The 21,132-nt window shown below is 65.5% G+C and carries 21 protein-coding genes; 12 read left to right on the plus strand and 9 right to left on the minus strand.

From position 1 onward, the window contains the following. The first annotated feature begins 74 nt into the window (after positions 1–74). Together XH96_RS05355 and XH96_RS05360 are read left to right on the plus strand one after the other, a co-directional pair. Positions 75–791 (plus strand): MgtC/SapB family protein, encoded by a 717-nt coding sequence (locus tag XH96_RS05355; RefSeq protein ID WP_061879219.1) that lies wholly within the window; start codon positions 75–77, stop codon positions 789–791. 101 nt (positions 792–892) lie between these two features. After that, positions 893–1,231 carry a hypothetical protein gene (locus XH96_RS05360; RefSeq protein WP_194391371.1) on the plus strand — a complete coding sequence of 113 codons (339 nt, stop codon included), beginning with the start codon at positions 893–895 and terminating at the stop codon, positions 1,229–1,231. Positions 1,232–1,390: 159 nt separating this feature from the next. On the opposite strand, the gene XH96_RS05365 is transcribed toward XH96_RS05360, so the two are convergent. The 5 genes from XH96_RS05365 to XH96_RS05385 form a co-directional block, all read right to left on the minus strand. Further along, positions 1,391–2,833, minus strand: a complete 1,443-nt coding sequence (locus XH96_RS05365) for a homospermidine synthase (protein ID WP_194391372.1) — start codon at positions 2,831–2,833, stop codon at positions 1,391–1,393. Between the two features lie 85 nt (positions 2,834–2,918). Next, complete coding sequence (locus XH96_RS05370) at positions 2,919–3,308, minus strand: RidA family protein (RefSeq protein ID WP_194394042.1); 390 nt, start codon at positions 3,306–3,308, stop codon at positions 2,919–2,921. A gap of 141 nt (positions 3,309–3,449) precedes the next feature. Continuing rightward, positions 3,450–4,037, minus strand: a complete 588-nt coding sequence (locus XH96_RS05375; protein ID WP_194391373.1) for a GNAT family N-acetyltransferase — start codon at positions 4,035–4,037, stop codon at positions 3,450–3,452. 132 nt (positions 4,038–4,169) lie between these two features. Then, positions 4,170–5,312, minus strand: coding sequence for a type III PLP-dependent enzyme (locus XH96_RS05380; protein WP_194391374.1), 1,143 nt, complete (start codon positions 5,310–5,312; stop codon positions 4,170–4,172). A 686-nt stretch (positions 5,313–5,998) separates the two neighbouring features. Further along, positions 5,999–6,253, minus strand: a complete 255-nt coding sequence (locus tag XH96_RS05385) for a hypothetical protein (protein WP_028179193.1) — start codon at positions 6,251–6,253, stop codon at positions 5,999–6,001. Between the two features lie 136 nt (positions 6,254–6,389). On the opposite strand from XH96_RS05385, the gene XH96_RS05390 reads away from it, so the two are divergent. The 4 genes from XH96_RS05390 to XH96_RS05405 all read left to right on the plus strand — a co-directional run bounded on the left by XH96_RS05390 (position 6,390) and on the right by XH96_RS05405 (position 10,902). Next, positions 6,390–8,471, plus strand: a complete 2,082-nt coding sequence (locus tag XH96_RS05390) for a M3 family metallopeptidase (RefSeq protein WP_194391375.1) — start codon at positions 6,390–6,392, stop codon at positions 8,469–8,471. Continuing rightward, positions 8,471–9,109, plus strand: a complete 639-nt coding sequence (locus XH96_RS05395; RefSeq protein ID WP_194391376.1) for a DUF1007 family protein — start codon at positions 8,471–8,473, stop codon at positions 9,107–9,109. The genes XH96_RS05390 and XH96_RS05395 overlap by 1 nt, the downstream gene beginning before the upstream one ends. Continuing rightward, positions 9,106–10,230: a nickel/cobalt transporter gene (locus tag XH96_RS05400; protein ID WP_194391377.1), complete on the plus strand. Its 1,125-nt coding sequence runs from the start codon at positions 9,106–9,108 to the stop codon at positions 10,228–10,230. The genes XH96_RS05395 and XH96_RS05400 overlap by 4 nt, the downstream gene beginning before the upstream one ends. A 234-nt stretch (positions 10,231–10,464) precedes the next feature. Then, positions 10,465–10,902 (plus strand): thioesterase family protein, encoded by a 438-nt coding sequence (locus XH96_RS05405; RefSeq protein ID WP_124163259.1) that lies wholly within the window; start codon positions 10,465–10,467, stop codon positions 10,900–10,902. A 7-nt stretch (positions 10,903–10,909) separates the two neighbouring features. Here the strand turns inward: XH96_RS05405 and XH96_RS05410 are convergent, their stop codons facing one another. Next, positions 10,910–11,308, minus strand: coding sequence for an MAPEG family protein (locus tag XH96_RS05410; RefSeq protein ID WP_194391378.1), 399 nt, complete (start codon positions 11,306–11,308; stop codon positions 10,910–10,912). 83 nt (positions 11,309–11,391) lie between these two features. Between XH96_RS05410 and hemH the strand changes: the two genes are divergently transcribed. The 4 genes from hemH (at position 11,392) to XH96_RS05430 (ending at position 15,139) form a co-directional block, all read left to right on the plus strand. Further along, a complete protein-coding gene (hemH, locus tag XH96_RS05415) occupies positions 11,392–12,429 on the plus strand; it encodes a ferrochelatase (RefSeq protein ID WP_124163257.1) in 1,038 nt (345 codons plus the stop codon). 10 nt (positions 12,430–12,439) lie between these two features. Beyond that, complete coding sequence (locus XH96_RS05420; protein ID WP_194391379.1) at positions 12,440–13,417, plus strand: ABC transporter substrate-binding protein; 978 nt, start codon at positions 12,440–12,442, stop codon at positions 13,415–13,417. A 228-nt stretch (positions 13,418–13,645) separates the two neighbouring features. Continuing rightward, positions 13,646–14,641, plus strand: coding sequence for an SPFH domain-containing protein (locus XH96_RS05425; protein WP_194391380.1), 996 nt, complete (start codon positions 13,646–13,648; stop codon positions 14,639–14,641). Positions 14,642–14,695: 54 nt separating this feature from the next. Next, on the plus strand, positions 14,696–15,139 hold the full coding sequence (locus XH96_RS05430) for an NfeD family protein (RefSeq protein WP_194391381.1): 444 nt from the start codon (positions 14,696–14,698) through the stop codon (positions 15,137–15,139). Positions 15,140–15,319: 180 nt separating this feature from the next. On the opposite strand, the gene XH96_RS05435 is transcribed toward XH96_RS05430, so the two are convergent. Then, a complete protein-coding gene (locus XH96_RS05435; protein WP_194391382.1) occupies positions 15,320–15,646 on the minus strand; it encodes a helix-turn-helix domain-containing protein in 327 nt (108 codons plus the stop codon). Between the two features lie 72 nt (positions 15,647–15,718). On the opposite strand from XH96_RS05435, the gene XH96_RS05440 reads away from it, so the two are divergent. After that, positions 15,719–16,276, plus strand: coding sequence for a carboxymuconolactone decarboxylase family protein (locus XH96_RS05440; RefSeq protein ID WP_194391383.1), 558 nt, complete (start codon positions 15,719–15,721; stop codon positions 16,274–16,276). A gap of 126 nt (positions 16,277–16,402) precedes the next feature. On the opposite strand, the gene XH96_RS05445 is transcribed toward XH96_RS05440, so the two are convergent. Then, positions 16,403–17,410: an SIS domain-containing protein gene (locus tag XH96_RS05445; protein WP_165935902.1), complete on the minus strand. Its 1,008-nt coding sequence runs from the start codon at positions 17,408–17,410 to the stop codon at positions 16,403–16,405. A gap of 190 nt (positions 17,411–17,600) precedes the next feature. On the opposite strand from XH96_RS05445, the gene XH96_RS05450 reads away from it, so the two are divergent. After that, positions 17,601–19,343 (plus strand): outer membrane beta-barrel protein, encoded by a 1,743-nt coding sequence (locus tag XH96_RS05450; RefSeq protein WP_194391384.1) that lies wholly within the window; start codon positions 17,601–17,603, stop codon positions 19,341–19,343. A 208-nt stretch (positions 19,344–19,551) separates the two neighbouring features. On the opposite strand, the gene XH96_RS05455 is transcribed toward XH96_RS05450, so the two are convergent. After that, positions 19,552–21,003 carry a glutamate synthase subunit beta gene (locus XH96_RS05455; protein WP_194391385.1) on the minus strand — a complete coding sequence of 484 codons (1,452 nt, stop codon included), beginning with the start codon at positions 21,001–21,003 and terminating at the stop codon, positions 19,552–19,554. Between the last annotated feature and the right edge of the window lie 129 nt (positions 21,004–21,132).

Raw genomic sequence — 21,132 nt, forward strand, 5'->3', positions numbered from 1 at the left:
AAGCGGTGGGCACGTCGCGCGAAGAACGCGCCTTTGCCCACCCTACCGCATCTCTCAAACGGCGGCGCGGACACATGCGGTTTCTGACGACCTTCCAGCTTGCCGACTTCGGCGACACGCTGATCAGCCTGACCACGGCCTTCGTGCTGGGAACGCTGATCGGCGCCGAGCGGCAGTATCGCCAGCGCACCGCGGGCCTGCGCACCAACGTGCTGGTCGCGGTCGGCGCGGCCGCCTTCGTCGATCTCGCCATGCAGCTGGACGGCGCCGATGGCGCGGTGCGGGTGATCGCCTATGTCGTCTCCGGCATCGGCTTCCTGGGCGCCGGCGTCATCATGAAGCAGGGCATGGACGTGCGCGGCCTCAACACCGCGGCGACGCTGTGGGCCTCGGCTGCGGTCGGCTCCTGCGCCGGCGCCGACATGATCGCGCAGGCGGCCGCCCTGACCGTGTTCGTCATCGCCGGCAACACCATGCTGCGCCCGCTGGTCAATGCCATCAATCGCATTCCCCTGAACGAGAAGGCGCTGGAGGCGAGCTACTATTTCAAGCTCGCTGTTGCGGCCGACGCTCTTCCGGATATGCGCGACCGGCTCGTCGAGAAGCTCGAGGCCGCGAAATATTCGGTGGCCGATATCGACGTGGCCGAAATCGGCGAGGACGTTCTCGAGATCGCCGCACGGCTGGTTGCGACCGCGGTCGATCCGAACGAGCTGAACGCGGTGGCGACAGATCTCCAGCATTTGCCGGGCGTGCGCCACGCCACCTGGGAGGTCAGCACGACCGATTGAGCGCGGCGTTTTGGCGCGCAAGGGGCGGGTTCCCGCTTCTTCGGCCCTGGAACCGGCGGGCCTCGGTTTCGTTGATTCCGCGGACAAAGGCGGTGATCGATATGCCCGGCCGAGATGAGAAGCGCAGACTGAAGCTCGATCTGACAGTTGCCGGCGCGCTGTTCGCAGCAGGCGTCGTGGTGTCGGTGATGTCCCTCGCGCAAATCCGCGCCGAAAGCCGGATGGAGCTGGCACAGGCAACGCCCCCGCTCCAGGGCACCCCGTCCGACGAACAGAGCAAGGTTCCCGCGGAGTCCAAGCCCGGCGGTGATCGCCCGACCACGCCGGCCCCCGAGCCTGCACGGCCGGATTCGCAGACGCAAGGCGCGGCGGGCGCGGCCAAACCAGCGCTGCCGCCGGCGCCGGCCGAGAAGATCGCGCCGCCGATCGAGAAGAAGTAGCGTCGGCTTCCCACACTCGGTGTCATTGCCCGCGAAGGCGGGCAATCCAGTATTCCAGAGGCCGTGGTGCTGGAGCCGGGAAGCCGCGGCGTACTGGATGCCCCGGTCAAGCCGGGGCATGACAGTGGAGTGCGTGGCGACGGGCGGAGAGAGTCCGCCTTACCGCACCAGGATGTTCCGGAACTGCCAGGGATCGCTGGTGTCGATATCCTCCGGAAACAGTCCAGGACGATCCGTCAGCGGCGTCCAGTCGGTGTAGAAACCCTTGACCGGGCCGAGATAGGGCATCTGGATTTGGAGCAGGCGATCGAAATCCATCTCGTCGGCTTCGACGATGCCTTCGTTCGGGTTCTCCAGCGCCCACACCATGCCGCCGAGCACGGCGGAGGTCACCTGCAGGCCGGTGGCGTTCTGATAGGGCGCGAGCTTGCGGGTCTCTTCGATGGAGAGCTGCGAGCCGAACCAGTAGGCGTTCTTGTCATGGCCGAACAGCAGCACGCCGAGCTCGTCGATGCCGTCGACGATCTCGTTCTCGTCGAGGATGTGGTGCTTTTCCTGCATCTTCCCGGCGCGGCCGAACATTTCATGCAGTGACAGCACGGCATCGTCAGCCGGATGGTAGGCGTAGTGGCAGGTCGGCCGATAGACCGCCGTGCCGGACGCATCGCGCACGGTGAAGTAATCCGCGATCGAGATCGACTCGTTGTGGGTGACGAGGAAGCCATATTGCGCGCCGCGGGTCGGGCACCAGGTGCGCACGCGCGTGTTGGCGCCGGGCTGCATCAGGTAGATGGCGGCGCCGCAGCCGGCTTCGTGGCCATGTGCATTCTCGGGCATCCATTTCTCGTGGGTGCCCCAGCCGAGTTCGGACGGCTGCATGCCTTCCGACAGGAAGCCTTCCACCGACCAGGTGTTGACGAAGACATCGGGCTCCTTCGGCGTCTTGGAGCGCTGGGTGTCGCGCTCGGCGATGTGGATGCCCTTGATGCCGGCCTGCCGCATCAGATCCGCCCACTCCGCCTTGGTCTTCGGCCTGGGAGCATTGAGCTTCAGATCAGCGGCGACATTGAGCAGCGCCTGCTTGACGAAGAAGGAGACCATGCCGGGGTTGGCGCCGCAGCAGGAGACGGCCGTCGTCGAGCCCGCCGGGCGCGCCTTCTTGGCGGCCAGGGTGGTTTCGCGCAGGGCGTAGTTGGAGCGCGCTTCGGGTCCCTTCGAAGGATCGAAATAGAAGCCGAGCCAGGGCTCGTTGACGGTGTCGATGTAGAGAGCGCCGAGCTCGTTGCAGAGCTCCATGATGTCGGTCGAGCCGGTATCGACCGACAGATTGACGCAAAAACCCTGGCCGCCGCCCTCGGTGAGCAGCGGGGTCAGCACCTCGCGATAATTGTCCTTGGTCAGGCCCTTCTGGATGAACCTGACATTGTGCTTCTCGCAAAGCGCCTTGCGACCCTCGTCCTTGGGATCGAGCACGGTGATGCGCGACTTGTCGTAGTCGAGATGCCGCTCGATCAACGGCAATGTGCCTTTGCCGATGGAGCCGAAGCCGACCATGACGATGGGACCGGTGATCTTCGCGTAGATCTGCGAGGCGGGGCTCATGGGATGGTTTCTCCGGAAAGTGCTGGCAGACAAAAGGGTGGGGTGGATCAGGCGCTGCGGCGCTTGTCAGATGCTGCGGCGCTTTTTAGGTGCCGCGGCGCTTGGCGGTGACTTCGATCTCGACCTTCATCTCGGGCTTGGCGAGGGCGGAGACGACAAGCAACGTCGCAGCCGGCCTGATGTCGCCGAGAACCTCGCCGCAGACGGCGAAGTGGGCGTCGATGGTGCTGGCGTCGGTGACGTAGTAGGTCGCACGAACGATATCGGCCATCTCGAATCCACCCTCCTTCAGGGCGGCTTCGATGGTCTTGAAGCAGTTGCGTGACTGGCTCGTGACATCGGCCGGCATCGTCATCGTCGTGTAGTCATAGCCGGTCGTTCCCGCGACGAAGGCGAACTCGCCGTCGATCACAGCGCGGCTGTAGCCGGCGGTCTTCTCGAACGGGGAGCCGGTGGAGATCAGGCGACGGGACATGGTCATGGGCCTCGACGGATGCGGTGTTTCGCGGGGTTAAAGGGCGTTTCTCGCGCCTGCGCAACCCCAAAGGAAGCCGGCGCAGGCGCGTTTGGGCGCTGCCGCTCGGTACGGTGCGCTCTTCGCTATGAAGGCGATCTCTCAGGCCGCGTGCGCCTCAGGTGCGCGAACCGCCCTCCGTTTGGGCAGGGCAGCGCCGGTCGGGACGATCATCCCTTCGGCGCCATCGAGCGCGCCATTGGTGAATTCGACCGCCAGCAGGCGGTCGCGTTCGAACGGGCCGGGCAGCGAGAGCTCGCCGGTCTTCTCCGCCGAGAAGCCGAAGCGGGTGTAATAGGGCGCGTCGCCGAGCAGGATCACGGCGGCATGCCCGCGCGCCCGGGCGGCGGCCAGCGCTTGATGCATCAGCGCGGCGCCAATCCCGAGCTCGCGGCAGGCAGGGTCCACCGCCAGCGGTCCGAGGACCAGAGCGGGCCTGCCTCCGGCGCTGACATGCCAAAGCCGCACGGTTCCCACGAGCTTGCCCTCGCGCACGGCGGCCAGCGCGAGGCCGGCGGCAGGTGCGCGCCCGTCGCGCAGGCGCTGGCAGGTGCGGCCGTGGCGGGTCTCGCCAAAGCAGGCATCGAGCAGCGCCTCACGCGTCTCGACGTCGGCAGCACGCTCGTTGCGGATCGCGAACGGAGCGGCTTTCGAAGAGAGGGCGATCTGTGGCTTCCGAGGAGCAGTCATGGCACGTCAGTCCTCGCTCGAATCCGTGCGCCAGGGGCACGCGGATTCGCGCGTCGTCAGAATGGCAATGTCAGGAAGGGAGCCGGCGGACCGGCTCCCGGGTTCGTCAGGCCTCTAGAACAGAGAGGCGGATCAGATGTGGTACGTCTTCAGCGGCGGGATACCGTTGAACGCCACCGACGAGTAGGTCGACGTATAGGCCCCGGTGCCTTCGATCAGCACCTTGTCGCCGATCTCGAGCGTGACGGGAAGCGGATACGGGTTCTTCTCGTACAGCACGTCGGCGCTGTCGCAGGTCGGACCTGCGAGCACGCACGGCGTCATGTCCGCGCCGTCGTGACGGGTGCGGATGGCGTAGCGGATCGACTCGTCCATGGTCTCGGCGAGACCGCCGAACTTGCCGATGTCCAGGTAGACCCAGCGGACCTCGTCCTCGTCGCTTTTCTTCGAGATGAGCACGACCTCGGATTCGATGATGCCGGCGTTGCCCACCATGCCGCGTCCCGGCTCGATGATGGTCTCCGGGATCTGGTTGCCGAAGTGCTTGCGCAGCGCGCGGAAGATCGAGCGGCCGTAGGTCACCACCGGCGGCACGTCCTTCAGGTACCTGGTCGGGAAGCCGCCGCCCATGTTGACCATGGACAGGTTGATGCCGCGCTCGGCGCAGTCGCGGAACACCTGCGAGGCCATCGCCAGCGCGCGGTCCCACGCCTTCACCTTGCGCTGCTGCGAGCCGACATGGAACGAGATGCCGCACGGCTCCAGCCCCTGGCGCTTGGCGAGGTCGAGCACCTCGACAGCCATCTCCGGGTCGCAACCGAACTTGCGCGACAGCGGCCACTCGGCGCCGGCGCAGTCATAGAGGATGCGGCAGAACACCTTCGCGCCGGGGGCGGCACGGGCGACCTTCTCGACCTCGGCGGCGCAGTCCACGGCGAACAGCCGGATGCCGAGCGCGAAGGCGCGCGCGATGTCGCGCTCCTTCTTGATCGTGTTGCCGAAGGAGATGCGGTCGGGCGTCGCACCCGCGGCCAGCGCCATCTCGATCTCGGCGACGGTGGCGGTGTCGAAGCAGGAGCCCATGGAGGCGAGCAGGGCCAGCACTTCCGGCGCCGGGTTCGCCTTGACGGCGTAGAACACGCGGCTGTCCGGCAGCGCCTTGGCGAAGCTCTGATAATTGTCGCGCACGACCTCGAGGTCGACGACGAGGCACGGCTCGGTGTCGAGGCCATCCTTGCGGCGGTTGCGCAGGAATTCCTGGATACGTTCGGTCATGGCACTCTCCAAACGGCCCAGCGACGGGCCCGTTCAAAACATGACGTCGGATAGGAGTGCTCTGGCCGGATCGCGCGATGGAGGCGCGACGAAGCCACAAGACTCAAACCAGACTGTGCTGCCGTGGATTGGTTGGGAGTGTTCCCGCCCGCACACCTGGCAATGAAGGACAAGCCTTTTCAGTAGCCCGCGCCGGCGTTGGACTGCCGGTAGAGACCAAAAAAGCCCGATCCGTCGTTGCTTTAAGTCGCGTCCCCCGTTGAGAGCGGGGTGCGCCGGTTCGCCTCCGGCTGCCAGTCACGGTTGCAAAGAGTAAAGTCACCTTCGACATGGCACCTCTTTGAGAGAGATGCTGGGCGCTCCGGGTTTGCTCCGTCGTCTGACCTCCTCGTCCTGCGACGTTGGGTCTTCCGACTTCTGCACTTCCGAAGAGCCCCTCGGCTTCTTCACCCCTTGGCGGCTGTCCGGCCTCTTGTCCGGATACCTACCGACTGACACACGACCACAGGCACGTGCGAAATTGGGCAAATCCGCACATAAGCGTTTTGACTCTGCTTCGCAAGAATTTTTTTAGGCTGGCAACCGAATTGCCTAACATCTGCTTGCGCAGTGTTGCGCTAGCGACGCGGAAGATGAACGCGCGTTAAGCTTCATCGTGCAGCGCGCGCGTCTGTCGCGCGTGAGCGTCAGCCGCGCTTCGTGAACGGCTCGACGCGCTGCGCTCCGCGGATGAACGCGGTCATCACCAGCACGCCGAGTGCGAACAGCACGGCCTGGAGGATGTGGGCGCCCTGGTCGCCGAGCCCGAACAGGATCGCGAGCGCCCAGCCGCCGGCAAAGGCCGCGCCGAACACCTCGGCGCCGATCAGGATGGCGGCGCTGATGACGGTGATGACGCTCGGCCAGGCGATCTGACGGGAAGATGAGGAAGGCGCGTTCATGAGTTCAGGGTCCGTAGCTTCGAAGGGGCGCAATCTCCCCGAAAAGGCGGCCGGGAGCAAGGGCAAATGGCCCAAAAAAGCCCCATCGCGTGCTATAGCTGGCCGCAACAATCGAGCCACGAATTCGGGACTTGTGATGTCAGAAACCCGCCAAACTACGGACGTCGAGACCAACCCGCTGCTGAAGGCCTGGACGACGCCGTTTGCGACCCCGCCCTTCGACGAGATCAAGCCGGAGCACTTCCTTCCGGCGTTCGAGCAGGCCTTCGCCGACCACTCCGCCGAGATCGCGGCGATCATCAACGATCCGGCGGTGCCCGACTTCGCCAACACCATCACGGCGCTGGAGCGCTCGGGCAAGCTGCTGAGCAAGGTCGCGGCGGTCTTCTACGACCTCGTCTCGGCGCATTCCAACCCGGCCATCCTGGAGATCGACAAGGAGGTCTCCTTGCGGATGGCGCGGCACTGGAATCCGATCATGATGAACGCCGTGCTGTTCGGCCGCATCGCCCAGCTGCACGAGAACCGCGCCGATCTTGGGCTCACGCCCGAGCAGCTTCGCCTGCTCGAGCGCACCTACACCCGCTTCCACCGCTCCGGCGCCGGTCTCTCGGAGGAGGCCAAGGCGCGGATGGCTGAGATCAACGAGAGGCTGGCCCAGCTCGGCACCGGCTTCAGCCACCATCTGCTCGGGGACGAGCAGGAGTGGTTCATGGAGTTGGCGGAGGCCGACCGCCAGGGCCTGCCGGAGAGCTTTGTCGCCAGCGCCAAGGCCGCGGCAGAAGAGCGCGGCATGGAGGGCAAGGCCATCGTTACGCTGTCGCGCTCCTCGGTCGAGCAGTTCCTGAAGAGCTCGGCGCGGCGTGACCTCCGCGAGAAGGTCTACAAGGCCTTCATCGCGCGCGGCGACAACGGCAACGCCAACGACAACAATGCGACCATCGTCGAGATCCTGAAGCTGCGCGAGGAGAGCGCCAGGCTCCTGGGTTACCCGACCTACGCCGCCTACCGGCTCGAGGACTCCATGGCCAAGACGCCGGATGCGGTGCGGAGCCTGTTGGAGCGGGTGTGGAAGCCGGCGCGGGCCCGCGCGCTCGCGGACCGCGACGAGATGCAGGTGCTGATCACGGAAGAGGGCGGCAATTTCAAGCTCGCGCCCTGGGACTGGCGCTTCTATGCCGAGAAGCTGCGCCTTCAGCGCGCCAATTTCGACGATGCCGCGATCAAGCCGTATCTCAGCCTCGACAACATGATCGCCGCTGCCTTCGACTGCGCCACGCGCCTGTTCGGCGTCACCTTCGAGGAGCGCAAGGACGTTCCGGTCTGGCACCCGGACGTCCGGGTCTGGGAGATGAAGGGCAGGGACGGCAAGCACAAGGCGCTGTTCTATGGCGACTACTTCGCCCGGCCGTCGAAGCGCTCCGGCGCCTGGATGACCTCGCTGCGCGACCAGCAGAAGCTCGACGGCGATGTCGCGCCGCTCGTTCTCAACATCTGCAATTTCGCCAAGGGGGCCGGCGGCGAGCCTTCGCTGCTGTCGCCCGACGATGCCCGCACCCTGTTCCACGAGTTCGGCCACGGCCTGCATGGCATGCTCTCCAACGTGACTTACCCCTCGCTGTCGGGCACCTCCGTGTTCACCGATTTCGTCGAGCTGCCGTCGCAGCTCTACGAGCACTGGCAGGAACGGCCCGAGGTGCTGCAAAAGTTCGCCCGCCATTACCAGACCGGCGAGCCGCTGCCGGACGAGCTGCTGCAACGGTTCCTTGCCGCGCGAAAATTCAATCAGGGCTTTGCCACGGTCGAGTTCGTGTCCTCGGCGCTGGTCGATCTCGAATTCCACACCCAGCCGGCCGCCGCCGCGCAGGATGTCCGCGCCTTTGAGAGACGCGAGCTGGAGAAGATCGGCATGCCCGAGGAGATCGCGCTGCGTCACAGGCCGACGCAGTTCGGCCACATCTTCACCGGCGATCATTATGCCGCCGGCTATTACAGCTACATGTGGTCGGAGGTGATGGACGCCGATGCCTTCGGCGCCTTCGAGGAGGCCGGGGACATCTTCGATCCTGCCGTGGCCAAACGCCTGCACGACGACATCTATTCGAGCGGCGGATCGGTCGATCCCGAAGCTGCCTACGAGGCCTTCCGCGGCCGCCCGCCCGAGCCGGACGCGCTGCTCCGCCGGCGCGGCCTGCTCGACGACGCAAAGGCGGCCTGATGGAGCTGCGCACTCTTTACGGATGGCTGCTCGCCGCCATCCTCACGCTTGCGGCGGGAGCGGCGCAGGCGCATCCGCATGTCTGGATCACCGCGACCAGCGAGTTGCTCTACGCGGCGGACGGCAGCATCACCGGCGTGCGCCATGCCTGGACCTTCGACGACATGTTCTCGGCCTATGCGGTGCAGGGGCTCGAGAGCAAGACCAAGGGCACCTATACGCGCGAGGAGCTGACGCCGCTGGCGCAGACCAATGTCGAGTCGCTGAAGGAATACGCCTACTTCACCTTTGCGCGAGCCGACGGCAAGAAGGAGAGATTCCAGGAGCCGGTCGACTACTTCCTCGACTACAAGGACACGGTGCTGACCCTGCACTTCACGCTGCCGCTGAAGAACCCGGTCAAGCCCAGGCAGTTGGTGCTCGAAGTGTTCGACCGCTCCTTCTTCATCGACTTCCAGATGGCCAAGGACAATCCGGTCAAGCTGGTCGGCGCGCCCGCGGGCTGCCAGATGAAGCTGGAGCGACCGAACGACGGCACCGCGAGCGCGCAGAAGCTCAACGAGCAGACCTTCCTGAACGGCGAGAACTCGAATTTCGGCATGATGTTCGCCAACAAGATCACGGTGGATTGCCCTTGAAGCCGCAACTCTCTCCGCTCGCGCGCGGGCTGCTCGCCTGCACCGCCGTTCTGCTGGTCGTGGGCGTGGCCGATGCCGCGCTCCATGATCTGCTCGCGCAAAATCCGTTCGGCGTGCCGCGACCGGCGCAGGCGGCCGAGCCTGAAGCCGGCGGCGTGATCGGCTGGCTGCTGGCAAAGCAGTCGGAATTCTATCGGCAGATGTCGGCGACCATCCGGGCCGCGAAGTCGGACGGATCGGCGGTGTGGACGCTGCTTTTCATCTCGTTTGCCTATGGCATCTTTCACGCCGCCGGTCCCGGCCACGGCAAGGCGGTGATCGCCTCATACCTGGTCGCCAACCGCGAGACCGCGCGGCGCGGCATTGCGCTGTCCTTTGCCTCGGCCCTGATGCAGTCGCTGGTGGCGATCCTCATCGTCGGCATTTCGGCCTGGATCCTGAATGCGACCGCAAAGACCATGTGCAAGGCGGAAGGGGTGATCGAGATCGCGAGCTACGCCCTGATCGCGCTGTTCGGCCTGCGCCTGGTATGGGTCAAGGGCGGCACTTTCATCCGCGCGCTTCAGGCCGCCCAGCCCGTGCCGGCGATTGCGGGCGTGCCGCACCATCATGATCACGATCATCACCATCATCGTGAGGCCCATGCTCATCATGACCACGATCACGGGCATGATCACCACCATGGCCACAGCCACGCTCACCATGACCACGGCCATGGTCACGTCCATGACGAGCATTGCGGTCATTCCCACGGCCCCACCCCCAGCGAGCTCGCTGGCCCCGGTGGCTGGCGGCGCGGGTTCGCCGCGATCCTGACCGTCGGCATCCGCCCGTGCTCGGGTGCGATCCTGGTCCTGGTGTTCGCACTGGCCCAGGGCCTGTTCTGGGCTGGCGTCGCCGCAACCTTCCTGATGGGTCTCGGCACCGCGATCACGGTCGCGGCCATCGCGATCGTCGCCGTCTCCGCCAAGGATATCGCCGCCCGCCTCAGCGCCGGGCGCGACGGCGGCGGTGCGCTCTTCATGCGCGGCATCGAATTCGGCGCCGCCGGCCTCGTGCTGCTGTTCGGAGTCGGGCTGCTGTTCGGCTACATCGCCGCTGAACGGACGACGTGTTTTTGAGGACGCGCCTGCGGTTCGCGGCGCTAGCTGGACACGACAGTCGACACCTTGCTCCGTCATTGCGAGCGTAGCGAAGCAATCCAGAGTGTCTCTGCGGCGGCAGTCTGGATTGCTTCGTCGCAAGGGCTCCTCGCAATGACGAGGACGGACCATCCGGGCCATGGCACCTTTGCGAACTCCCTCCGGTCCGCTATTCACATCATCAAACCAAACAAGAACGTCTCGGGGGATACCATGTCGCGCGAAAATTTCTGGTTCTTCCACCCATTCCGGGTGCGCTATTCCGAGATCGACGGCCAGGGTGTCGTCTTCAACGCGCATTACCTGACCTATTTCGACACCACCATTACCGAATATTTCCGCGCGCTGGGCTATGACCAATATGCGGATGCTCAGGCAAGCGGCATCGATTTTCACGTCGTCAAATCGCTGATCGAGTACAAGGCGCCGGTCCGCTTCGACTGGGAGCTCGACGTCGGCGCACGCGTGGCGCGGATCGGCAATTCGAGCCTCGTCTTCGAACTCGCCATCTTCCGCAAGAGCGGCGCCGACGCGCTGGTGACCGGCGAGATCGTCTGGGTCTACACGGACCAAAACACCCATCGTCCGGTCACGATCCCGGCATCGATGCGGGCGCTGATCGGGACGCGCGAGCGTCATTTGGCGGTGTGACGCCGCCTCACACCGGCAGGAACCGCTTCAGGGCCGGCATGAAGAAGATCCCGAGGTTGATCGCAAAGCCGATGCTCCAGAGGATCGAGCGCAGCGTCGGGCGGTTGCCGAGATAGGTCAGCACATAGGCGAGGCGCACGATCAGGAACAGCGCCGCGAGCTCGTCGATCAGGCGCTGCGGCGAGTCCCGGTATTCGGCAAGCAGCACCGCGAAGGCGAAGAACGGAAAGGTCTCGATGCCGTTCTGGTGCGCCCCGAGTGCGCGCTGCGAGAGGGCGTCCTCATAGAAGGCGGGATCGCGCGGCCGGGAATTGTCGAAGCGGCGAAACCTGATCCATTTGACCGAGGCGATCGTTGCCAGATACAGCAGCAGCGCTCCGAATACGCACCATTCCGCGAGCGTCATCTTGCCTCCCCCCGCTTGGGTGCGACCCTAGCGAACCCCGGCTCATCTTGACAAGTTCGGACCAACGCGCGACCCACAGAGCCATGACCAGTGTCGTCCCTATCGAGACCGCGAGACCGGCCACCCAGTCCACCTTGCCGCGTGTTGGCGTGCTCCTGATCAATCTCGGAACGCCTGACACCGCCGATGCGCCGGGCGTACGGGTCTACCTCAAGGAGTTCCTCAGTGACGCCCGCGTCATCGAGGACCAGGGCCTGATCTGGAAGCTGGTGCTGAACGGGATCATCCTGCGCAGCCGTCCCCGTACCAAGGCGTTGGACTACCAGAAGATCTGGAACACCGAGCGGAACGAGTCGCCGCTGAAGACGATCACGCGCTCGCAAAGCGACAAGCTCGCAGCAGCCTTGTCGGACCGCGGCCACGTCGTTGTCGACTGGGCGATGCGCTACGGCAATCCCTCGATCAAGTCGGGCATCGACGCGCTGATCGCGAAAGGGTGCGAGCGCATTCTCGCCGTGCCGCTCTATCCGCAATATTCCGCCTCGACCTCGGCGACCGTCTGCGACGAAGTGTTCCGCGTGCTGGCCCGCTTGCGCAACCAGCCGACGCTGCGGGTGACGCCGCCCTACTATGAAGATGCGGCCTATATCGAGGCGCTCGCGACCTCGATCGAGGCGCATCTGGCGACGCTGTCCTTCAAACCGGAGCTGATCGTGGCGTCCTTCCACGGCATGCCGAAATCCTATGTCGAGAAGGGCGATCCCTACCAGCAGCACTGCATCGCCACGACAGAGGCGCTGCGCCGCCGGCTCGGCATGGACGACACGAAGCTGCTGCTGACCTTCCAGTCGCGCTTCGGCAATGACGAGTGGCTCCAGCCCTACACCGACAAGACCATGGAGCGGCTCGCCAAGGAAGGCGTGCGCCGCATCGCGGTGGTGACGCCGGGCTTTGCCGCCGACTGCCTGGAGACGCTGGAGGAGATCGCGCAGGAGAATGCCGAGATCTTCAAGCACAATGGCGGAGAGCAGTTTTCCGCGATCCCGTGTCTCAACGATAGCGTATCAGGCATGGACGTGATCCGCACCCTGGTGCTGCGCGAGCTTCAGGGCTGGATCTGATGGGCGCCCCATGAACCGTCGTGAGTGCCTGGCGCTTCTCGGGATGATCGTGGCGCTGCCGGCCCCGGTACTGGGGCAGCCGCCGAACGCGGCGCGGCGGCTCGGCGTGCTCTCGGTCACGGCCGCCGATGACGCGATCGGGCGGGCGCGCAGCACGATCCTGGTCGAGGCGCTCGCCGGCCAGGGCTGGAAGGAGCGCGACAACCTCAAGATCGATTGGCGCAGCGGCGGCGGCGACCGCGCCCGCATCGCGCAGCTTGCGGACGAGCTGATCGCGCTCAAGCCCGACATCCTGCTCGCGGTCGGCACGCCCTCGGTGGAGGAGCTGCGCCGGCGTACCACGACGATCCCGATCGTGTTCGCCGTCGTCACCGATCCCGTCAGCCAGGGCTTTGTCGAAAATCTCGCGCATCCCGGCGGCAACATCACCGGCTTTACCGATTATGACGGTCCGCTCGCCGGCAAATGGCTGGAGATGCTGACCCAGGTCAGGCCGCCCGTCCGCCGCGTGCTCGTCGTCTACAATCCCGCCACCGCGCCGTTCGCGCCCCTGATGCTGCGCACGATCGAGGACGCCGCACGGACTCTGCACGTGACGGTCGAGCCTGCGCCGGTCCATGACGCCGCCTCGATCGGGGCGCTGGCTTCGCGGAAGGACGGCGCCATCCTGGTCCTGCCGGACTTCTTCACCATGGCCAACCGCGCGCAACTGCTCTCGGTGATCGCACAGGCGCGCGTGCCCGCGGTATTCTGGAGCCGGACCTTCGTCGACGAGGGCGGGCTGATGTCCTACAGCACCGACAGCGCCGAGCAGCTCCGGCGCGCGGCGGACTACATCGACCGCATCCTCAGGGGTGCGCAGGCGGCCGACCTCCCGGTCCAGAACCCCACCAAGTTCGAACTGACGATCAACCTGAAGACGGCCAACGAGCTTGGCATCACGCTTTCTGAAGGCCTCCTGGCAATCGCGAACGATGTCATCGAATGACGCCGCCCGCTGCGGACGGCATCGCCGGATGTGTTGATATCTGTCGGTGGGTGGTCGCCGCTCGCTTTCAAGAGCCTGTCGCAAATACATATTGCGAGCATTCCCTCTCCGCGCCACTTGTGCAGAATCGCGCCCATATCGACGTTACGCGCGACCGCTGAACCGGTAGGATCGTGATGCCGACCAATGACAGCGCCGGAAAGGGCTTTTTCCCGGCTTGGAGGAGATATGAGCGGTTTCGACATTTTCGCTATTGTTCTGGTGTTGCTCGTCATCGTCACGCTGGTGGCCGGCGTGAAGACGGTGCCGCAGGGCTATGACTGGACCATCGAGCGGTTCGGCAAATACACGCAGACGCTGAGCCCCGGCCTCAATCTGATCGTGCCCTATTTCGATCGCGTCGGGCGCAAGATCAACATGATGGAGCAGGTGATCGACATTCCAGAGCAGGAGGTGATCACCAAGGACAACGCCACCGTGACGGTGGACGGCGTCGCCTTCTACCAGGTGTTCGATGCCGCGAAAGCCAGCTACGAGGTTTCCAACCTCAACCAGGGGATCACGGTCCTCACCATGACCAACATCCGGTCGGTGATGGGCTCGATGGACCTCGACCAGGTGCTGTCGCATCGCGACGAGATCAACGAGCGCCTCTTGCGCGTGGTCGATGCCGCAGTCTCGCCCTGGGGTCTCAAGGTCAACCGCATCGAGATCAAGGACATCGTGCCGCCGGCCGACCTCGTCGAGGCCATGGGCCGGCAGATGAAGGCCGAGCGCGTCAAGCGTGCCGACATCCTGGCGGCCGAAGGCCAGCGCCAGTCGGAAATCCTGCGTGCCGAGGGCGCCAAGCAGGGCCAGATCCTCCAGGCGGAAGGCCGCAAGGAAGCGGCGTTCCGCGACGCCGAGGCACGCGAGCGTTCGGCGGAGGCCGAGGCGAAGGCCACCCAGATGGTCAGCGAAGCGATTTCCAAGGGCGACGTCGCCGCATTGAACTATTTCATCGCCGACAAATATATCAAGGCATTCGGGCAACTGGCCGACTCGCCGAACCAGAAGGTCATCATGCTTCCGGTCGAAGCGATGAGCATGCTGGGCTCGCTCGCCGGCATCGGCGAGATCGCCAAGGCCACGTTCGGGGAGGGCGCGGCGACCGCCGCCCGCCGCGGCGGCTCGGTACCGATGACTGGCAGCACGCCGCCGGCGGCGCCGCCGCGGCAGGGATAGTGACGGCGCATGACCTTCCGATGAGGACTTGCGCCAATTGATAGAGGTCGTGTCATGACCGACATGTTCGTCTCGCTCGGAAACTGGAACTGGCTGATTCTCGGCTTTCTCCTGATGGCACTGGAGGTGCTGGCGCCGGGCATCTTCCTGTTCTGGCTCGGGCTCGCCGCGCTGCTGGTGGGGTTGATCTCGTTCACCGTTGCCGTGTCCTGGCAGATCCAGCTCGTGATGTTCGCGGTCTTCGCCGCGGCTGCGGTGCCGGTGTGGCGCCGCATCGCCAGACCGAAGCCCGACACCAGCGCAAGCCCGTTCCTCAACAAGCGCACCGAGGCGCTGCTGGGCCGCGAGTTCACGCTGGAGAAGCCGATCATCGATGGCTCCGGCACCGTGCGCATCGGCGACACCGTCTGGCGCGTGGCTGGCCCGGATACACCGGCAGGGACACGGGTGAAGGTGGTGCAGGTCGACGGCGCGAATCTGACGGTCGCCGCGGCCTAGCTTCTTTTTCCCTCTCCCCTTGTGGGAGAGGGTGGCTCGCCGCATAGCGGCGAGACGGGTGAGGGGTTTGTCTCCTCGAACGCTGAGCTGAATTTGAGGACGCATACCCCTCATCCGGCGCTTCGCGCCACCTTCTCCCACAAGGGGAGAAGGAAGGTCACGCGTGGCAACGACTGCTGCTCACACCTTCCACCTTTCTGCGAACCTGTGCAGCGGCATGAAGGTCTCGCACAAGTCTCGCCCGAGCGGCGTCAGCCCGTAACCTCCACCGTCGCCCAGCTCCACGAATCCCGCTTCCCGCAGCTCGGTCAGGCGCGCCTGCAGCACCGTGGGGGAGGCCTCGTCGCAGGCGCCGCGCAGGGCGCGCGAGGTGAGGGGTCCATCGCGCAACTCCCACAATATTCGCAAGCTCCAACGCCGGCCGAGCAGGTCCAGCAATGCCATGATCGGCCGCCCGGTGCGGGAGCCGCGGGCATTGCGTGTTCTCGATCCGGCTTGTTTCGCCATGGCCGCCTCTTGCGCTTTGCTACAAATAATGTAGCGTACTGCTATGATAAATGTAGCATGGAGAGTGGTCCCATGTCCGAAGCCGCACCGCGCATCGCCCCGCTCGCGCCGCCTTATCCCCCGGAGATCCAGGCGCAGTTCGACCGCATCATGCGCGGCGCGCCGCCGCTGGTGCTGTTCCGGGTGATGGCGGGTCACAGCCGCGCCTGGGACAAGTTTCGCGCCGGCGGCCTGCTCGATCCCGGCCCGCTCTCCTTGCGCCAGCGCGAGATCGTCATCGACCGCACCTGCGCACTGAACAGATGCGAATACGAATGGGGCGTGCATGTCGTGATCTTTGCTGGGCCGGCAAGGCTCACCGACGATGAAGTGCGCGCAACGGTGCAGGGTGACGCCGCATCGCCATGCTGGTCACCGGGCGAGCAGGCGCTGATCGCAGCCGTCGACGCGCTGCATCACCGCGCGACGTTGAGCGACGAGGAATTCGTCGCACTCTCGGCGCATTACGACGAGGCACAGATCCTGGAGATCATGCTCCTGTGCGGCTTCTATCGCACCGTGTCGTATCTAGCGAACGGGCTGCGACTGCCCCTGGAGGAGAACGCGGCGCGGTTTCCGGCGCGGCTCTAACCGCCGTCATTGCGAGCCACACTCTCGCTGTTATTCCGGGGCGCGCGAAGCGTGAACCCGGAATCTCGAGATTCCGGGTTCGATGCTTTGCATCGTCCCGGAATGACTCTGTGGAGAGTGCGTGCCCTACGCCACCCCCGCGCGCAGCAGGTCGTGCAGATGCACGATGCCGACCACCTTGCCCGCTTCCGTCACCAGCAGCGTCGTGATCTTGCGGGTGTTCAGCACCTCGATCATTTCGGTCGCGAGCATCGAGGGCGGCACGGATTTGGGCTGCTTCGTCATGATCTCGTCGACCGTCACCGTCAAAAGATCGGGCCGCATGTGGCGGCGCAGATCGCCGTCGGTGATGATGCCCACGGCCTCGCCCGCGGCGTTGACGATGCAGACGCAGCCGAGCCCCTTGGCCGACATCTCGACCACCGCCTCCGACATCTTGGTGCCTTCAGGCTTGACCGGAATCTCCGCGCCGGTGCGCATGTAGTCGCGAACGAATTTCAGCATCGCGCCCAGCTTGCCGCCGGGGTGGAAATGCGCGAATTCCAGCGCGGTGAAGCCGCGGCCTTCGAGCAGCGCGATCGCGAGGGCGTCGCCGATCGCGGCCTGCATCAGGGTCGAGGTGGTCGGCGCCAGATTGTGCGGGCAGGCCTCGCGGGCCTTCGGCAGCTCGATGACGAGGTCGGCGGCCTGGCCGAGCGAGGATGCGGCGTTCGACGTCACCGCGATCATGGGAATCGCAAAGCGCGCCGAATAGTTCACGAGGTTCTTCATCTCCGGCTGCTCGCCGGACCAGGACAGCGCCATGATGACGTCGTCGGTGGTGATCATGCCGAGGTCGCCATGGCCGGCTTCGGCGGCGTGCACGAAGAAGGCGGGTGTGCCGGTCGAGGCCAGCGTCGCCGCGATCTTGCGGCCCATGTGTCCGGACTTGCCGAGCCCGGTCACGATGACGCGGCCCTTGGCGTTGCGGATCAGGTCGACGGCCTTCGCGAAGGTCGCGCCCAGTGGGCCGCGCAGGGCTGCGGCGAGCGCGTTGATGCCGCCGCTCTCGGTCTCCAGCGTGCGGAGCGCGGATTCGACGCTTGTAGGGATGGGGCCGGATGATGCGGTCATCAGCGGTTTCGAGCTCGGCATGGTCTGGTCCAGGGAGGGGGGCGTTCGCCCGTTGGCGCCTGCTTAGCACGCCCCGACCAGCGAGGCGACGAGCGCCCCGACACCCTCAACGGGTCATTAACCATAATTGTTTTAACTCCATTAAGGATGGTTCCTGCCGGCCGGCCGGGGCGATCGTGGAAGTATTTGATTTCGTTGAGGTTGTTCCATCGTGGGGTCGTCTCCAGGCACTGGCCGGAGCAAACGCGCGCATTTCCTGCGTGCGGCTTTGCCATGCCTCGCGCTGACGGCCCTCGGAAGCGCCCCAGTGGCCGCCCAGAGCCTCACGCCCGACCTGTTCAATCCCAACCGCGGCGGTTTTGCCTCGCCCGACACGCTGCCGACGCGCCGCACCGCGGGCGTGCCGCAGGCGCCATCGGATTCATTGCCGGCGCTGCCCGATCCCAGTGCCGATCCGCGCAAGGCCCGCGAGACGCCGGCGACCTCGCGCATCGGTCAGGTCCCGACCTACGGCTTGCCCGCCGCCGGCGGCGCGAGCAGCTCCGGCTACGACTCGCTGAACCGCAAGCGGCAGCAGCCAAAGCTCTATCCCGGACAGCCGAAGCCGAAGCGCGCGGCCGGTCCGGGCTCGAAGGCCCCGCCGGCAACCCCGGAGCGCACGCTCACTCCGCCGCGTATCGCGTCGCCTCCCTCCGAGACCGCGCACAAGGTCCCGGTGCCGCCGGCGATGGCGGGCAACGTGCCTGGCCAGCCGCTGCGCCGCCGCCTCAGGGCCGATGAGGATCCGTTCGGTGCCGTCGGCGATTATGCCGGCAGCTTCCTGATTAAGGGCGGGCTCGAGCTCTCCGCGGGCTATGACACCAATCCGACGCGCCTCAACAAGCCTGTCGGTTCGCCGGCCTATGTGATCGCGCCCGATCTCCTCGTGGTGTCCGATTGGGAGCGCCATGCGCTGGTCGCCGATCTGCGCGGCTCGTTCTCGGGTTACACCAGCGACATGCCGGCGACGATCAACGGCCTTGCCTCGCCATCGCCGGTCGAGGCCAATCGGCCCGATTTCAACGGCCATGTCGATGGCCGGCTCGACGTCACCCGCGACTTCAAGCTTCTCTCGCAGCTCCGCCTGCGGCTCGCCACCGACAATCCCGGAAGCCCCAACGTGCAGGCCGGCCTGCAGAAATACCCCGTCTATGCCGCCTACGGCACGACCATCGGCTTCGACCAGACCTTCAACCGCTTCCAGGTCTCCGCCGGCGCCACCGTCGATCGCACCGCCTACACGGATTCGAAGCTCACCGACGGCACGACCTTCCCCAACAGGGATCGCGACTTCAATCAATATGGCGGCGTCGGACGCTTCTCCTATGACCTGAAGCCCGGCCTGAAGCCGTTCGTCGAAATCGAGGGCGACACCCGCGTCCACGACCAGCCCGCCGACCGCAACGGCTACTTCCGCGACTCCAACGGCGGCTATGCCAAGGTCGGCTCGTCGTTCGAGTTCTCGCGCATCCTCACCGGCGAGATCTCGGTCGGCTATTCCGCGCGCAACTACACCGACCCGCGCCTCAGCCAGCTCGCGGGCTTCCTGACCACGGGCTCGCTGATCTGGAACGCGAGCGGCCTCACCACGGTGAAATTCTTCACTGACACGCAGATCAACGAAACCACGATCCCCGGCTCCTCCGGCGTGCTGGTGCGTACCTATGCGGCCGAAGTCGACCACGACTTCCGCCGCTGGCTCACTGCTGTCGGCAAGTTCACCTACGGCACGTACGACTACCAGAACCAGGGTCGCAACGACAAAACCTACTCGCTCGAAGGCAACCTGATCTACAAGCTCAACCGCAACATCTGGGTCAAGGGCACGCTGCGCCACGACATCCTGGATTCGAACGTGGCGAGTGCGAGTTCGCAGGGGACGGTGGTGCTGGTCGGGGTGAGGCTGCAGAATTAGGGGGGCAATGAGCCGCGTTTGCGCGCATGCGGCTTCGTTGGCTCCGCTCTCGCTACGCGCTCAGCTGTCATGCCCCGGCTTGTCCGGGGCATCCAGTACGCCGCGGCTTATCGCTTTAATTACAGCTGTCTCTGGAATACTGGATCGTGGATCGCCCGCTTTCGCGGGCGATGACACCTTTCGTAAATCTGGCAGCGCAGCGAGAACCCTACCGCGGCAGATCCGTCTTCCCCATCAGGAACGTATCGATCGACCGGGCGCACAGCCGGCCCTCGCGGATGGCCCAGACCACCAGCGACTGGCCGCGGCGCATGTCGCCGGCGGTGAACACGTTCGGGCGCGAGGTCTGGTAGTCGAGCGTGTTGGCCTTGACGTTGCCGCGCGGGTCGAGGTCGACGGCGAGCAGCTTGAGCAGGCCTTCGTGCACGGGGTGGACGAAGCCCATGGCGAGCAGGACGAGATCGGCATCGAGCTCGAACTCGGTGCCGGCAATCGGCTTGAACTTGTCGTCGACGCGCACGCAGTGCAGCTTCTTGACCTGGCCGTTCTCGCCCGAGAACTTCTGCGTCAGCACGGCGTATTCGCGCACCGCGCCTTCGGCCTGGCTGGAGGACGTCCGCATCTTCAGCGGCCAGTTCGGCCAGGTCAGGCCCTTGTTCTCGCGCTCGGGGGGCGCGGGCATGATCTCGAGCTGGGTCACCGAGAGCGCGCCCTGGCGCAGCGAGGTGCCGATGCAGTCGCTTCCCGTGTCGCCGCCGCCGATGACGACGACATGCTTGCCGCCGGCCAGGATCTCCTGGACGCCGCCGAGCGGCTCCTCGGAGACGCGGCGGTTCTGCTGCGGCAGGAAGTCCATGGCGTAGTGGATGCCGGCGAGATCGCGGCCGGGGATCGGCAGGTCGCGCGGGGCTTCGGCGCCGCCGGTCAGCGCCACCGCGTCATACTCGTTGAGCATCTCGCGCGGATCGACATTGCCCTCGGCGCCGACATGGCTGTTGTAGTGGAAGGTGACGCCTTCGGCTTCCATCTGCGCCACGCGGCGGTCGATGACGCTCTTCTCCATCTTGAAGTCGGGGATGCCGTAACGCAGCAGGCCGCCGGCCTTGGCGTACTTCTCGAACAGATGCACGTCGTGGCCCGCGCGGGCGAGCTGCTGCGCGCAGGCCATGCCGGCGGGACCCGAGCCGATCACGGCGACCTTCTTGCCGGTCTTTTCAGTCGCCACTTCCGGCTTCAGCCAGCCGTTCTCCCAGGCGCGGTCGACGATCGCGCATTCGATGGTCTTGATGGTGACGGGGTTGTCGTCGATGTTGAGCGTGCAGGACGCCTCGCACGGCGCCGGGCAGATGCGCCCCGTGAACTCCGGGAAATTGTTGGTGGAGTGCAGGTTGCGCGAGGCCTCTTCCCAATTGCCCTGATAGACGAGGTCGTTCCAGTCCGGGATCTGGTTGTTGACCGGGCAGCCGGGCGTGCCGGGCGCCACCGAGCCGGTGCCGTGGCAATAGGGGATGCCGCAGTTCATGCAGCGCGCGGCCTGGTCGCGCACTTCCTTTTCGGACAGCGGAACGACGAATTCCTTGTAATGCTTCACGCGCTCGGCGACCGGGGTGTACTTGCGGTCGTGCCGTTCGATTTCCAGAAAACCCGTGATCTTGCCCATTAAACCCGAAGTCCCTGCCGCTTAAATCGTTTGTTCTCTCACTCCTCATCCTGAGGAGCGGCGCTCTTTCGCGCCGCGTCTCGAAGGATGGAGGCCCGGATGGTGACCTCATGGTTGGAGACGCAGCTA

The sequence above is a fragment of the Bradyrhizobium sp. CCBAU 51765 genome (assembly GCF_015291725.1).
Taxonomy (GTDB): domain Bacteria; phylum Pseudomonadota; class Alphaproteobacteria; order Rhizobiales; family Xanthobacteraceae; genus Bradyrhizobium; species Bradyrhizobium liaoningense.

Excerpts from the sequence above, each read along its gene's own strand:
- XH96_RS05370 (WP_194394042.1), bottom strand. The coding sequence starts at position 3,308 with ATGTCCCGTCGCCTGATCTCCACCGGCTCCCCGTTCGAGAAGACCGCC.
- XH96_RS05390 (WP_194391375.1), top strand. The coding sequence starts at position 6,390 with ATGTCAGAAACCCGCCAAACTACGGACGTCGAGACCAACCCGCTGCTG.
- XH96_RS05445 (WP_165935902.1), bottom strand. The coding sequence starts at position 17,410 with ATGCCGAGCTCGAAACCGCTGATGACCGCATCATCCGGCCCCATCCCT.
- XH96_RS05405 (WP_124163259.1), top strand. The coding sequence starts at position 10,465 with ATGTCGCGCGAAAATTTCTGGTTCTTCCACCCATTCCGGGTGCGCTAT.
- XH96_RS05425 (WP_194391380.1), top strand. The coding sequence starts at position 13,646 with ATGAGCGGTTTCGACATTTTCGCTATTGTTCTGGTGTTGCTCGTCATC.
- XH96_RS05365 (WP_194391372.1), bottom strand. The coding sequence starts at position 2,833 with ATGAGCCCCGCCTCGCAGATCTACGCGAAGATCACCGGTCCCATCGTC.
- XH96_RS05440 (WP_194391383.1), top strand. The coding sequence starts at position 15,719 with ATGTCCGAAGCCGCACCGCGCATCGCCCCGCTCGCGCCGCCTTATCCC.
- XH96_RS05375 (WP_194391373.1), bottom strand. The coding sequence starts at position 4,037 with ATGACTGCTCCTCGGAAGCCACAGATCGCCCTCTCTTCGAAAGCCGCT.
- hemH (WP_124163257.1), top strand. The coding sequence starts at position 11,392 with ATGACCAGTGTCGTCCCTATCGAGACCGCGAGACCGGCCACCCAGTCC.
- XH96_RS05355 (WP_061879219.1), top strand. The coding sequence starts at position 75 with ATGCGGTTTCTGACGACCTTCCAGCTTGCCGACTTCGGCGACACGCTG.
- XH96_RS05380 (WP_194391374.1), bottom strand. The coding sequence starts at position 5,312 with ATGACCGAACGTATCCAGGAATTCCTGCGCAACCGCCGCAAGGATGGC.
- XH96_RS05410 (WP_194391378.1), bottom strand. The coding sequence starts at position 11,308 with ATGACGCTCGCGGAATGGTGCGTATTCGGAGCGCTGCTGCTGTATCTG.
- XH96_RS05395 (WP_194391376.1), top strand. The coding sequence starts at position 8,471 with ATGGAGCTGCGCACTCTTTACGGATGGCTGCTCGCCGCCATCCTCACG.
- XH96_RS05430 (WP_194391381.1), top strand. The coding sequence starts at position 14,696 with ATGACCGACATGTTCGTCTCGCTCGGAAACTGGAACTGGCTGATTCTC.
- XH96_RS05360 (WP_194391371.1), top strand. The coding sequence starts at position 893 with ATGCCCGGCCGAGATGAGAAGCGCAGACTGAAGCTCGATCTGACAGTT.
- XH96_RS05420 (WP_194391379.1), top strand. The coding sequence starts at position 12,440 with ATGAACCGTCGTGAGTGCCTGGCGCTTCTCGGGATGATCGTGGCGCTG.
- XH96_RS05385 (WP_028179193.1), bottom strand. The coding sequence starts at position 6,253 with ATGAACGCGCCTTCCTCATCTTCCCGTCAGATCGCCTGGCCGAGCGTC.
- XH96_RS05455 (WP_194391385.1), bottom strand. The coding sequence starts at position 21,003 with ATGGGCAAGATCACGGGTTTTCTGGAAATCGAACGGCACGACCGCAAG.
- XH96_RS05435 (WP_194391382.1), bottom strand. The coding sequence starts at position 15,646 with ATGGCGAAACAAGCCGGATCGAGAACACGCAATGCCCGCGGCTCCCGC.